This window comes from Labrys sp. F242 (assembly GCF_057813875.1).
In genome coordinates this window covers 2688391-2700516 of record NZ_JBVASG010000001.1, presented here as the reverse complement: position 1 = coordinate 2700516, position 12126 = coordinate 2688391, and the positions used below count along the sequence as shown (strand labels likewise).

The window sequence follows — 12126 nt, the reverse complement described above, 5'->3', positions numbered from 1 at the left end:
CATGATCCCGATCACTTCCTTCGGCGACCGTGCTGTTGCCGTGTTCGGCCTAGGCGGGTCGGGCCTGGTGACTGCCGAAGCTCTCGCCGCCGGTGGCGCCAGGCCCATCGTCTGGGACGATGGCGAAGCCGGACGCAAGGCCGCTGGCGACAAGGGGCTCGACGTCCGCGACCTCAATGAGATCGACTGGTCCTCCGTCGCCGCGCTGGTCCTGTCGCCCGGGGTACCGCTCACCCACCCCGAGCCGCATTGGTCGGTCAAGCTGGCCGCTGCACATGGGGTGGATGTGATCGGCGATATCGAACTCTTCGTCCGCGAGCGCCGGGCGAGGGCGCCGGGCTCGCCCTTCATCGCCATCACCGGCACCAACGGCAAATCCACGACCACGGCACTGATCGCCCACCTTTTCGCCGCAGCCGGCCACGACGTACAGCTCGGCGGCAATATCGGTACGGCGATCCTGTCGCTGGATCCGCCGTCGCCCGACAAGGTGCATGTCGTCGAGTGCTCCTCCTACCAGATCGATCTGGCACCGAGCATCGATCCCTCCGTCGCTATCCTGCTCAACGTCACTGAGGATCATCTCGACCGCCACGGCACGCTGGAACATTATGCCGCCGTGAAGGCGCGCCTCGTCGAAGGCGCCCGCACGCCAGTTGTCGGCGTCGACGATGTCTGGTGCGCTGCTGTTGCCGACGAGATCGAGCGCCAGGGCGGCAGGCCCATCCGCATCTCGGTGGAGCGGCCATTGAGCGACGGCGTCTACGCCGTTGGCGACAGGTTGTTTTCGGCCGAAGCGGGCAGGACGGCCGAAGTCGCCAGCCTCGCCGGCATCGGCTCCCTGCGCGGCGCGCATAATGCCCAGAATGCCTGTGCTGCGCTGGCTGCTGCCCGGGCCGGCGGGTTGACACTGGATCAGATCCAGGCCGGCATGCGCAGCTTCCCGGGCCTCGCCCACCGCATGGAACAGGTCGGCCGGCTTGGGCCTGTGCTGTTCGTCAACGATTCCAAGGCCACCAATGCCGATGCCACGGCCAAGGCCCTGTCATCCTTCCCGACCCTGTATTGGATCGCCGGCGGCAAGCCCAAGACCGGCGGCATCGAGGCCCTGACCGAGTATTTTCCCAAGATCTGCAAAGCCTATCTGATCGGCGAGGCGACGGAGGAGTTCGCTGCGACACTGGAAGGGCGGGTGCCCTATGTGCGGGCGGAGACGATCGAGAAGGCGGTGCCTCTGGCGTCTGCCGACGCGGCGGCTTCCGGCCTCGAGGAGGCCGTGGTGCTGCTTTCCCCAGCCTGCGCTTCCTTCGACCAGTTCCGCAATTTCGAAGAACGGGGCAAGGCCTTCTCCCGGGCCGTGCTATCCCTGCCGGGTATCGGAAAGGCCTGACGGCATCTCGATCAGCCGAAGCGGGCCACCAGAAAGTCGATGGCACTGCGCAGCATGGCCGTCGGCCGCCGATCCGGGGCGTAGACGAGGTGCATCGGTGTGGGACGATAGGACCATAGCGGCAGCACGGGTTCGAGCCGGCCGGCGTCGATATCGTTGATCAACAACAGTTCGGGCTGCAAAACGATGCCTGCGCCATGGAGCGCCGCCACGCGCAGCGCCGATCCCTGATTGGTGGTGAAGCGGCCCCCGACATTTACCGTGCAGGTTTCGCCGTGCGGGCCGACGAGATGCCAGATGCCCTGCGTGCGCCAATAGGCATGGCCGAGGCAATCATGATGGCAGAGCTCACGCGGATGGTCTGGCCGCCCGTGCACATCCAGGTAACACGGCGCGGCCGCCAGGATTCGGCGATAGGGCTTCAGCGGACGGGCCACCAGGTTTTCATCCGTGAGATCGCCGATATGAATGCCGAGATCGCAGCCCTCACCGATCAGGTCCGGGGTGCGGTTGTCGAGCATGAGATCGACGGTGACGTCGAGATTGCGCTGCAGATAGTCGATCAGGGCCGGCACCAGGCTTTCGCTGCCGAAACTCACCGGCGCGGCCAAGCGCAGACGCCCACGCGGACTGGCCTGCAATTCGGAGGCGCTCGCTTCGGCCAGGGCCACCTCGGCCATTGCCGTCTTACAGCGTTCGTAATAGAGCCTGCCGACTTCCGTGAGCTGGTGGCGGCGCGTGGTGCGGTGAAGCAGTCGGGCTCCCAGGCGCTGCTCGATCAGGCGGACATGCTTGGCGACCATGGTCGCCGATACCCGGCTGGTCTCCGCCGCGGCGGCGAAGCTGCCTTCTTCCACCACCCTGACGAACATGGCCATGCCGGCGAGCTTGTCCATGATTGCAATCCATATGGTTCTGAATGAAATGCTCAGATGGTTATTTATCAGCAACCGGGTTTGGAGAACATTGCGGGAGGCCCGCTATCGGACCTTTTCATGAGGAAGTGACCATGCCTATCCTGCGACTGGAAATGCATCCCGGACGTACACTCGAACAAAAGCGCGATTTCGTGCAGGCGGCGACCAAAGCTGTCGTCGAGACCCTGGTTTGTCCGCCGGAAGCCGTCGAGATCATCATCACCGAGGTCCCGAAGGATGCCTGGGCCGTTGCAGGAAAGCTGAAATCCGACAGTTGAGCGTGTCTTTCTGCGGCGGGCGATGGTCTTGCTGCGGAATGTGCGGGAGCCGGCAGGATCTGCTTGCCGGATCGAACCGGCTCCACGCGGCATCAGCCTCTTGTCGACGCGGTCGTAAAGGCCGCGAGTTCCCGTCCGAATCGTGCCGGCTCCTCATAGAAGGGGCTATGGCCGCTATCGGCGTAGACCGAGAGCCGGCTATCAGGATGAAGGGCCTTGATCCGTTCGGACATCGCCAGGCGCACCAGCCGGTCATGAATGCCATGCGTCAGCAGGATCGGGCCGGGATAGGCCTGAAACACCGGTTCGAGATCGGGGGTGGCGATCTTCACGAAGCCCTCGTTCACCGCCCGCCCGGTCATGCCGTTGACCACCAGCATGCGCTGCAGCTCGATGCCGGTGAGCGGCTTGTGAAAACAGGCGGCGAGAAAGTCGGCCGTTGCGGCGGTCCGTTCGCCGAGATCCTGTGAGATCGCCGTCTTGGCGAAGCTGACCGCGAGCGGAGTGAGTAGATCCGGCGACAGCTTGGTGACGGCATCGACTAGGTTGATCCCCGCGATCCGCGAGCTGCCATATTTACGCAGATAGGCACCGGCGACATGGCCCCCCAGCGACCAGCCCACCAGGATGGGGCGGCGCAGCTTCGTGGCCGCGATCACCGCGGCAACGTCATCCGCCCAACGATCGGTATCGGAATAGGCGTCGGGCGAGGCTGGCTTGTCGGAATCGCCATGGCCGCGCAGATCGAAACGCACCAGCCGGAAGCCGTCCAGTGCCGGATCGGCAAACTGCTTGTCCCAGCTGAGCCGGCTCTGGCGCAGGCCATGGATGAACAGGATCTCGGGCGTTGCCGGATCTCCCTGTGCCTCGCCGGCGAGCAGCGTGCCATCGGCCGAAGGGACGATGAAGCTCTCACGCCCTGAGCCGGATCGGCCGGCCTTCGCGGCGGCATTCGGTTGTTTCTTGCCGGTCGCGCCCGATGCGGAACCTGTCAGTCCCGATTCGATGGCGAGAGCGGTGAGGGCGGCTGCAGCACCCAGGAAAAGGCGTTTCGAAGGGTCCATTGCTTTCTTCCATCTTGTTTATCGATCGCTATTCAACTTGCTTGACGCTGCCTGTCAAGATGTTGTTTAGTACTCGATATGGAACATGGTTCGAAATCACGTGGCGGGCGGCCCTGGAGCTTCGATCGGGAGCAGGCGGTCGAGACAGCCATGCGGCTGTTCTGGCGCCACGGCTATGAGGGCGTGTCGATCGGGGATCTCACCAAGGCGATCGGGATCGCACCACCCAGCCTCTACGCCGCCTTCGGCAGCAAGACCGGGCTTTATCAGGAGGCGCTCGCCCGCTATGAGGGCAGCATCGGCTTACTCGATTTCGCCGCTGTCGCGGAGGCGAGCGGCCTGCCACAGGCCGTGCGCCTGCTGCTGGAAGCGGCGGTCGGGGCCGTCACCCATCCCGATCGCGAGCGTGGCTGCATGATCTCCAGCGGGATGATCACCTGCCATCCTGACCATGCCACACTGGCCCGCGATCTCGCGGCACGGCGCGACGCCATCCGAGCCAAGATCGCTGAGGCGCTCCGGCCCTTCGCCGACGCCGGGACGATCCCGGGCTTGGCAAGACATCTGGCGGCCGTCATGCAGGGGATTTCGATCCAGGCGCGGGACGGTATCGGCCGGGCTGAGTTGCAGGGGATCGTCGAGGATGTGGTGGCGGGGCTCGACCGCAGGCAGCTCCGAGGCCAGGCGCGACAATAGAAGAGGGCCGAGGCGCAGATCGGTGCCGATCGCTCCGAGCGGCTGGGGGCGGCTGTTCAATCGGTGGTCCAGGGGCATTGCCGGCAAAAGCGCGGTAAAGCCTTCGCATTTAACCCTTCCTAAACCCTGTCGGGAGCACTGCTAGGGCGATCCTGCCTCAGCTGACGGACTCCCTGTTCATGGCCTCGCGTACCGAACGTTCAGCCTTCAATGCCTGGTGGTGGACCGTCGATCGGCTGATGCTGATGACGATCCTGGCCCTGATGCTGACCGGTATCGTGCTCCTGCTGGCGGCGAGCCCCGCCGTCGCCGAGCGCATCGGCATCTCCGACATGTTTCACTTCGTCAACCGCCAGGCGATGATGATCCCGGTGGCGCTGATGGTGATGATCGGGGTGTCCTTCCTGTCGCCGCAGTCGATCCGCCGGCTGGCGCTGGTGATGTTTTTGTTCGCCACAGCCTTGGTGGTGGCGACGCTGCTGTTCGGCGCCGAGGTGAAGGGCTCCAGGCGCTGGATCGCAGGCATCCAGCCCTCCGAATTCCTCAAGCCGGCCTTCGTCGTACTGGCGGCCTGGCTGTTCTCCGAAAACGTCAAGCGGCCGGACGTTCCCGCCAATATCCTCGCCATGCTGCTGCTGGCCTGCTCGGCGGGACTGCTCATCCTGCAGCCCGACTTCGGTCAGACCATGCTGATCTCCATCGTCTGGGGCGCGCTGTTCTTCATGGCCGGGCTGCACTGGTTCTGGATGGTGGGGCTCGGCGGCGTCGGTGTCGTCGGCATCGTGGCGGCCTATCAGTTCATCCCGCACGTGACCTCGCGTATCGATCGCTTCCTCAAGCCCGAGGGCACCGACACTTTCCAGGTCGACGTGGCGCGCGATGCCTTCCTTTCAGGCGGCTGGCTCGGCAAGGGGCCGGGCGAGGGCACCTACAAGCTGATCCTGCCGGATTCCCACACCGATTTCATCATGGCGGTAACCGGCGAGGAGTTCGGCCTTCTTTTCGTCATGGCAGTGGTGGCGATGTTCGCCCTCATCGTGCTGCGCGGCTTCTGGCATGCCTACAAGGTCGAAGATCCCTTCTGCCGCTTCGCCACCGCCGGCCTCACTCTGCTGTTCGGAATGCAGTCCTCGATCAATCTGATGGTCAATCTCCATATGATGCCCGCCAAGGGCATGACGCTGCCCTTCATCTCCTATGGCGGCTCCTCGCTGATCTCGGTGGCCTATGGCATGGGCATGGTGCTGGCTCTCACCCGCCGCCGTCCGCGCACCGACATGCTTGAAAGCGCCTTCAGCTTCCGCGACCGCAGGGCTCAGGCCGCAGCCGGCATCGGATTGTCATCGTGAGCGGCAAGATCGTCCTGCTCTGCGCCGGTGGTACCGGCGGCCATCTGTTTCCGGCCGAAGCGTTGGCGGGTGCGCTCGTGCCACTCGGTTTCCGCCCCCATCTTGCCACCGACGAACGGGTGGAACGCTATACCGGTACCTTCGCCTGGGAGGACATTCATGTCATCCCGTCCGAGACCGTGCGTTCGCGTTCGCCGCTCGCCATGGCCAATACGCTCTGGCAACTCGGCACCGGTACGCTGGCAGCCTGGCGCATGCTGGGCCGGCTGCGGCCGGCTGTCGTCTGCGGCTTTGGCGGTTATCCGACCTTGCCGCCGCTGACGGCCGCGGCCTGGCGCAAGATCCCGACCATGATCCATGAAGCCAATGCGGTGATGGGCCGGGCCAACCGCATGCTGGCGCCGAAGGTGACGCGCATCGCCACCGGCTTTGCCGATGTGGCGATGATGGACGATGTGCCGAAATCGAAGCTGGTCCATACCGGCAACCCGGTGCGGCCGGCTGTGATGGAAGCAGCCAAGGTTCCCTATCCCGACCTGCATGGGCCGATCAACCTGCTGGTCTTCGGCGGCAGCCAGGGCGCGGCGGTGATGTCGTCGATCGTGCCGCCGGCGATCGCGCGGCTGGACGAACAATTGCGCCGTCGGCTCAGGATCGTGCAGCAGGCGCGCCAGGAGGATCTTGCCGCCGTGCGCGGGACCTATGCGGGTCTCGGCGTCACCGCCGAGGTCAGCGACTTCTTTCGTGACCTGCCCGCCCGTATCGCGGGGGCCCATCTCGTGATCAGCCGCTCCGGCGCCTCGACCGTCGCCGAGCTCTCGGTCATCGGCCGTCCGTCGATCCTCGTGCCGCTGCCGGGAGCCCTCGATCAGGACCAGGCCGCCAATGCTCGTACGCTCGCCAATGTCAACGGTGCCCGGATGGTGATGCAACCGGACTTCACTGCCGAGACCCTGGCTGCCGATCTCACGGCACTCCTCGGCGATCCGGTGGGGCTGCAGGCAATGGCCGTCAATGCACGGGACGCCGGTATTCCTGACGCAGCCGGCCGCCTCGCCGACTGGGTGGTCAAGCTGGCGGCGATGTGACGGGAGGGTGGGTCCTCGGACCGGCTTTGCGAACCTGCAGGTGGTGGAGAAAGCCGGGGCTGAGGCGCTCCGGGCCTATTCGTTTCGCGGGCGCTGGCGGGCTTGTACACGACATGAGCCCCAGATCCTCCATAGTTTAAAATCGATCTACGGCATCTCATCCGGGACCGGACACCCACTTCAGGGTAATCGCTTCAAATTGTCGTTCGTCCGGGGCTTGAGAGTTTTCGGGAGTGCGGGCCTCTCGTTCCAGTCTTCATCACGCGATAACCCAAAGCGATTGCCCCCGGGGTCGGAGGCGCTTGATATCCTTGCAATGCAAGCGCAAGTTGTATTCTCGCGGGCAACAATACCGCATTTGGCGAAGCGCCTGCGATTGGGGGGGCGATGAGCACCGATATTGGGCTAGCCGATATTTTCGTCATCCTGCTGATTACGATCGGACCGCTCAAGGCGGCCATCGTCTATGCCAAGCTCACGGGCAAGGCCGATGCGGCGTTCAAGCGCCAAGTGGCCTTCAAGACCGTGCTGGTGGCTGCCATCGTTTGCCTCGTTTTCGTCTTCGCGGGGCAATGGCTGCTCGGTGTCTTCCATATTACGCTTCCGGCGCTGAAGATCGCAGGCGGCCTGATCCTGCTGCTCTTTGCCCTCGACATGGTGATGGGAAGCGAGAAGAAGGCGGAAGATGGCGATGCTCTGCCCTCCGCCGACATCGCTGTATATCCGCTTGCCATTCCGATGATGGCGACGCCCCAGGGTTTGGTGGCGATCACCACTGTCGTCGCCACCAAGGACAGCATCGGCGAACTGATCACCGTTGCGGTGATGGTCCTCGTCATCATGGGCATCAATCTTGCCATCCTGCTTTCGGCTGACAAGCTGCTGAAGAAGGGCGGCGGCGGCGCCATGGTGGTTGTCGGCAAGGTCGTCGGCCTGTTGCTGGCGGCGCTTGCCGTCCAGTTGATGATCTCGAGCTTCCGCGATCTCGGTGTCATCGCTGCGGTGACCGGAGCCCATTGATGAACGAGGCCGCCCGTCCCGATGCGCCGGCTATCACCGATCCGGCGCCACCGCCGAGGAACCCGCTGCGGCGCACGGCGCTCGTGACGGTCCTGATCGTCATCGTTGTGTTCGCGCTTTCGGTGGCGATGGAGCGGTTGACCCCCATCTCCTCGCAGGCCGCGGTTCAGGCCTATGTGGTGCGGATGGCGTCCGAGGTCGGGGGCAGGGTGCTGGAAGTCGGCGTCGGCGACAATGCCCGCATCGCTGCCGGGCAGGTGCTGTTTCGTATCGATCCGAAACCCTATGAAATCGCCGTCGCGGAGGCGCAGGCGGGTCTCGAACGCATCGGCCTGACAATCGGCGCTTCCACTCAGGAAGTGGAATCCGCCCAGGCCAAGCTGGTGAAGGTACAGGCCGATCGCGAGAATGTACGAGCCCAGGTGGAGCGAGCGAGGATCCTGGTGCAACGAGGCATCTATGCACGGGCCAAGCTTGACGAAGCCAATTCGGCCCTTGGCGTTTCGGAAGCGACCGTAACGGGCGCCGAAGCAGACCTCGCCAAAGCGCGCGAGCAGCTTGGGCCGCAAGGCAACGACAATCCGCAGTTCAAGGAAGCACTTGCCGTGCTTGAGCGCGCCCGGCTCAATCTGCTCCATACCACCGTCATTGCTCCGTCGGACGGCGTCGTCACCAATCTCCAGCTCGGCGTCGGCCAGGTGATCGGCACGGGTCAGGCGGCTTTGACCTTCATCGACGCGAACAGCATATGGGTCGCAGCCGCCTACAAGGAAAACAGTCTGGAATATATGGCGCCGGGCAATGACGCCGAGGTCGTGCTGGATTCTCTGCCCGGCACCGTTTTCGCCATGCGTGTCGAGAGTATCGGCTGGGGCGTTTCCCAGGGCAGCATCGACCCCGCCACGGGGCTTCCGACCATCCGCAACCAGAGTGGCTGGGTGCGCGAGCCTCAGCGTTTCCCGGTGCGACTGGTGTTCAAGGATAGCCCGCCGCGCGGCATCCGCTACGGCTCGCAGGTCAGTGTCGTGGTCTACACCGGCGAAAACCCGGCGATGAACGCTGTCGGCCGATTCTGGATCCGCCTGGTCTCGGCGCTGACCTATGTCAGCTGAGGAGAATCCCGGGCTGTCGCGGGCAAAGCGTCAAGGCCTACGCATCGCTTTCGCGGTCGCCATCGGTTTCACGATGAGCACGGCGGAAGGCTCTCCCTTGCCTTTCCTCGCTCCGATGTTGGCGACGCAATTCCTGATCGGTGGCCTGAAGCCGCTCGGACTGCGGCAGGCCGTCGGCTTCGTCGTGCTGATTGCCGTCTGCGGCTTGGCCATGGTGTGGCTGACAGGCATTTTCGGTGACAAGCCGGCCGCGCTGCTGATCTCGCTCGGCCTGATCTACTTTTTCTGCTTCCTGCTGCTGGTACTGGGCATGGGGGGACAGGCGGCATTCCTGGTCTTGATTCTCGCGGTGATGGTGCCCCTGCTCGGCGTCCTGCAAAAGGACCTCGGCGAGGGCATCGTTGTCATCCTGCTGAAGGCCGCCGTGGCCGGCGTCGTCCTTACATGGCTCGCCCACGCCGCCTTTCCCGACACCGGCGGCAAGATACCCCCAACGCCGGTCTCTCCGCCATCGAGCCAGGCGACCATGCGGGCCTTGGCGAACGCGGCGATCCTGCTGGTCATGGTGACGGTCTGCCTCGTCAGCGACCGGTTTTCATCGGCGGTGGTCGTACCGATCACGGTGGCTTCGCTTCTCAACCAGCTCGACCTTGCTGCCAGCGGTCGCGCGGCCTTCGGGCTGGTTGCCGTCAATCTGCTCGGTGGCATCGTCGCCTCCGTCGCTTTTGCGCTGTTGGAATTGCGTCCGGAACTGCCCTTCCTGTTTCTGATCGTCCTCACGGTTGGCTTGCTGTTCGGCGGCAGGGCGGCCGCCGATCCCACATCCGGTAGGATCTATGCCGGCGCGCTGATCATCTTTCTCGTGCTGCTGGGACTGGGTGTGTCGCCGCTGCCCGGCAGTACGGTGGAAAGCTTTGCCACACGCATCGGCCAAGTGCTGTTTGCGATCGCCTGCACGCTTTGCCTGACGGCCTTGTCGTGGCCTGCATCTGTGCCCCGGCGATCGGGCGACATCGACGAGAATGGCGCGGACACGAGATGAGCGCCAGACGTGACGCCGGTCTCAGCGCCCTCCGCTACCTCTTTGCACGCGATATCGGCTCTTCCCACTTTGTCAGGCTTCGGGGGGCACCTCGATTGCCTTTCCCAGTCGCTCGAGTTCGAGCGAATAGCAGAACAAGGCGAAGAGAACGCTCATGACGATAAATCCCTTCACCAGAATCTGGCCGATGGGCGGGAGCGGATCGAGTTCAGGCACGTGCCTGAAGAAAATTACCGAGAAGAGCGCGCCGCCAATGAAAAAGCTGGCGCGGCTGGTAAATTGGAGGAGGTGGCCGACGACTGCACTGTGGAACGGTGTATAGATAGGAAAAAAACGATATCTCGCCCAATAGAAACATAGAAGGGCGAAGGTGTCACCGACAATAATCACCCCAATCCACGGTTGTAAATCCTGCTCCTTACCCATGTTGGCAATCAAATTTCGAAATATCGGAAAAATTATCCAGAATAAGAAAGAGGCGAGAGCCGTTTCGATTGTCACGAACAGAATGTAGAAAATGGAATTTCGGGACAATGGCTGCATATGCGCCCCCTTGCTGCCGGACGATACCGAAGCGCCTCCTGATTTTACATATGTAATCGAACGGATGCCGTGCAGGACAGTCTAATCGACCGAATATCCGGGATAGATCAAAGCGGCGGCAATGGGTCTCCCTGATCCAGCTCCGATGAAGATTTGCCTCCTAGCCTCCGCACCCCTATACGAAGCCAAATCCCATCTTTTCGAGAGATCTCATGAAGCTGCCCCGTGAAATTGGCCCCATCCACTTTGTCGGCATCGGCGGCATCGGTATGTCCGGCATCGCCGAAGTGCTGGTCAATCTGGGCTACACGGTGCAGGGCTCGGACGCGGCCGACAATTACAACGTCAAGCGCCTGAAGGATAAGGGCGTGAAGACCTTCATCGGCCACGCCGCCGAGAATATCGGTGAGGCCGAGGTGGTCGTGGTCTCGACCGCAATCAAGCGCGACAATCCCGAACTTGCCGCCGCGCGCGAAAAGCGCCTGCCGGTGGTGCGGCGTGCCGAAATGCTGGCCGAACTGATGCGGCTGAAGACCTGTGTCTCGGTTGCCGGCACGCATGGCAAAACCACCACGACTTCGCTGGTGGCGACGCTCCTTGATGCTGGCGGTTTCGATCCCACCGTGATCAATGGCGGCATCATCAACGCCTACGGCACCAATGCGCGGCTGGGCTCGAGCGATTGGATGGTGGTGGAAGCCGACGAAAGCGACGGCACCTTCCTCAAGCTGCCGACCGACGTCGCCATCGTCACCAATATCGATCCCGAGCATCTCGATCATTTCAAGACCTTCGAGGCCATCAAGGATGCCTTCCGGGCCTTCGTCGAGAACATTCCCTTCTATGGCTTTGCCGTGATGTGCCTCGACCATCCGGTGGTGCAGGAGCTGGTCGGCACCATCGAGGATCGCCGCGTCGTCACCTATGGCGAGAACCCGCAGGCCGATGTGCGCCTGCTGGATCTCGATCTTTCGGGTGGACGTTCGCGTTTCCGGGTCGTCATTCGCGACCGCAAGACCGGCGCGGTAGTGGAGCTACCCGATCTCGGCCTGCCCATGCCGGGCGGGCACAATGCCCTCAATGCCACGGCTGCCATCGCTGTCGCCCACAATCTCGGCATGGATGCCGAGGCGATCCGCAAGGGCCTGGAAGGTTTCGGCGGCGTGAAGCGGCGTTTCACCCGCACCGGGGAGTGGAACGGCGTTACGGTGTTCGACGATTATGGCCACCACCCCGTGGAAATCTCGGCCGTGCTCAAGGCGGCGCGGGCCTCGACCACCGGCCAGGTGATCGCGGTGGTGCAGCCGCATCGCTACAGCCGCCTGGCGAGCCTGTTCAACGAGTTCTCGGCCTGTTTCAACGATGCCGATATGGTCGTGGTCGCCGATGTCTATGCGGCCGGCGAGGCGCCGATCCCGGGGGCAGACAAGGAAGGCCTCGTTGCCGGCATCCGCGCTCGGGGTCACCGCCATGTCGTCGGGCTCGATCGCCCCGGCTCGCTCGCCGGCCTGGTCGCGTCGGTGGCCAAGCCCGGTGACTATGTCGTGTGTCTGGGGGCCGGCAACATCACCCAATGGGCCTATGCGCTGCCTGGCGAACTGGCGGCGCTGGGGTAGGCCAAAGCGTT

12 protein-coding genes are annotated in these 12126 nt (G+C 63.6%); 9 read left to right on the top strand and 3 right to left on the bottom strand.

Annotation, left to right across the window (positions count from 1 at the left end; all coding sequences use genetic code 11):
* The first annotated feature begins 1 nt into the window (after position 1).
* On the top strand, positions 2-1390 hold the full coding sequence (gene murD, locus ACZYTC_RS12650) for a UDP-N-acetylmuramoyl-L-alanine--D-glutamate ligase (RefSeq protein WP_488989714.1): 1389 nt from the start codon (positions 2-4) through the stop codon (positions 1388-1390).
* A gap of 11 nt (positions 1391-1401) precedes the next feature.
* Here the strand turns inward: murD and ACZYTC_RS12645 are convergent, their stop codons facing one another.
* Positions 1402-2286: a LysR family transcriptional regulator gene (locus tag ACZYTC_RS12645; RefSeq protein WP_488989713.1), complete on the bottom strand. Its 885-nt coding sequence runs from the start codon at positions 2284-2286 to the stop codon at positions 1402-1404.
* Positions 2287-2399: 113 nt separating this feature from the next.
* Here ACZYTC_RS12645 and ACZYTC_RS12640 point away from each other — a divergent pair, with 113 nt between their 5' ends.
* Entirely contained in the window at positions 2400-2585 is a 186-nt protein-coding gene (locus ACZYTC_RS12640) for a 4-oxalocrotonate tautomerase (RefSeq protein ID WP_434955739.1), read from the top strand.
* Positions 2586-2677: 92 nt separating this feature from the next.
* Here the strand turns inward: ACZYTC_RS12640 and ACZYTC_RS12635 are convergent, their stop codons facing one another.
* A complete protein-coding gene (locus ACZYTC_RS12635; RefSeq protein ID WP_488989712.1) occupies positions 2678-3649 on the bottom strand; it encodes an alpha/beta fold hydrolase in 972 nt (323 codons plus the stop codon).
* Positions 3650-3727: 78 nt separating this feature from the next.
* Between ACZYTC_RS12635 and ACZYTC_RS12630 the strand changes: the two genes are divergently transcribed.
* The 6 genes from ACZYTC_RS12630 to ACZYTC_RS12605 all read left to right on the top strand — a co-directional run bounded on the left by ACZYTC_RS12630 (position 3728) and on the right by ACZYTC_RS12605 (position 9956).
* Entirely contained in the window at positions 3728-4345 is a 618-nt protein-coding gene (locus ACZYTC_RS12630; RefSeq protein WP_454816727.1) for a TetR/AcrR family transcriptional regulator, read from the top strand.
* A gap of 179 nt (positions 4346-4524) precedes the next feature.
* Complete coding sequence (locus ACZYTC_RS12625) at positions 4525-5694, top strand: FtsW/RodA/SpoVE family cell cycle protein (RefSeq protein WP_149251433.1); 1170 nt, start codon at positions 4525-4527, stop codon at positions 5692-5694.
* Positions 5688-6782 carry an undecaprenyldiphospho-muramoylpentapeptide beta-N-acetylglucosaminyltransferase gene (gene murG / locus ACZYTC_RS12620; RefSeq protein ID WP_488990005.1) on the top strand — a complete coding sequence of 365 codons (1095 nt, stop codon included), beginning with the start codon at positions 5688-5690 and terminating at the stop codon, positions 6780-6782. The genes ACZYTC_RS12625 and murG overlap by 7 nt, the downstream gene beginning before the upstream one ends.
* A 387-nt stretch (positions 6783-7169) precedes the next feature.
* Positions 7170-7802 carry a MarC family protein gene (locus ACZYTC_RS12615; RefSeq protein WP_441773996.1) on the top strand — a complete coding sequence of 211 codons (633 nt, stop codon included), beginning with the start codon at positions 7170-7172 and terminating at the stop codon, positions 7800-7802.
* Positions 7802-8914: an HlyD family secretion protein gene (locus tag ACZYTC_RS12610; RefSeq protein ID WP_434955742.1), complete on the top strand. Its 1113-nt coding sequence runs from the start codon at positions 7802-7804 to the stop codon at positions 8912-8914. Before ACZYTC_RS12615 ends, ACZYTC_RS12610 begins: the two co-directional genes overlap by 1 nt.
* Positions 8904-9956, top strand: a complete 1053-nt coding sequence (locus ACZYTC_RS12605; protein WP_434955743.1) for a DUF2955 domain-containing protein — start codon at positions 8904-8906, stop codon at positions 9954-9956. Before ACZYTC_RS12610 ends, ACZYTC_RS12605 begins: the two co-directional genes overlap by 11 nt.
* Before the next feature lie 72 nt (positions 9957-10028).
* On the opposite strand, the gene ACZYTC_RS12600 is transcribed toward ACZYTC_RS12605, so the two are convergent.
* Positions 10029-10499 carry a hypothetical protein gene (locus ACZYTC_RS12600; protein ID WP_488989711.1) on the bottom strand — a complete coding sequence of 157 codons (471 nt, stop codon included), beginning with the start codon at positions 10497-10499 and terminating at the stop codon, positions 10029-10031.
* 212 nt (positions 10500-10711) lie between these two features.
* On the opposite strand from ACZYTC_RS12600, the gene murC reads away from it, so the two are divergent.
* Complete coding sequence (murC, locus tag ACZYTC_RS12595) at positions 10712-12115, top strand: UDP-N-acetylmuramate--L-alanine ligase (protein WP_434955745.1); 1404 nt, start codon at positions 10712-10714, stop codon at positions 12113-12115.
* The last annotated feature ends 11 nt before the right edge of the window (positions 12116-12126 follow it).

Bases quoted from the DNA above. Each gene is read 5' to 3' on its own strand.
- ACZYTC_RS12635 (WP_488989712.1), bottom strand. From the start codon at position 3,649: ATGGACCCTTCGAAACGCCTTTTCCTGGGTGCTGCAGCCGCCCTCACC.
- murD (WP_488989714.1), top strand. From the start codon at position 2: ATGATCCCGATCACTTCCTTCGGCGACCGTGCTGTTGCCGTGTTCGGC.
- ACZYTC_RS12605 (WP_434955743.1), top strand. From the start codon at position 8,904: ATGTCAGCTGAGGAGAATCCCGGGCTGTCGCGGGCAAAGCGTCAAGGC.
- murC (WP_434955745.1), top strand. From the start codon at position 10,712: ATGAAGCTGCCCCGTGAAATTGGCCCCATCCACTTTGTCGGCATCGGC.
- ACZYTC_RS12640 (WP_434955739.1), top strand. From the start codon at position 2,400: ATGCCTATCCTGCGACTGGAAATGCATCCCGGACGTACACTCGAACAA.
- ACZYTC_RS12600 (WP_488989711.1), bottom strand. From the start codon at position 10,499: ATGCAGCCATTGTCCCGAAATTCCATTTTCTACATTCTGTTCGTGACA.
- ACZYTC_RS12645 (WP_488989713.1), bottom strand. From the start codon at position 2,286: ATGGACAAGCTCGCCGGCATGGCCATGTTCGTCAGGGTGGTGGAAGAA.
- ACZYTC_RS12625 (WP_149251433.1), top strand. From the start codon at position 4,525: ATGGCCTCGCGTACCGAACGTTCAGCCTTCAATGCCTGGTGGTGGACC.
- ACZYTC_RS12630 (WP_454816727.1), top strand. From the start codon at position 3,728: ATGGAACATGGTTCGAAATCACGTGGCGGGCGGCCCTGGAGCTTCGAT.
- ACZYTC_RS12615 (WP_441773996.1), top strand. From the start codon at position 7,170: ATGAGCACCGATATTGGGCTAGCCGATATTTTCGTCATCCTGCTGATT.
- ACZYTC_RS12610 (WP_434955742.1), top strand. From the start codon at position 7,802: ATGAACGAGGCCGCCCGTCCCGATGCGCCGGCTATCACCGATCCGGCG.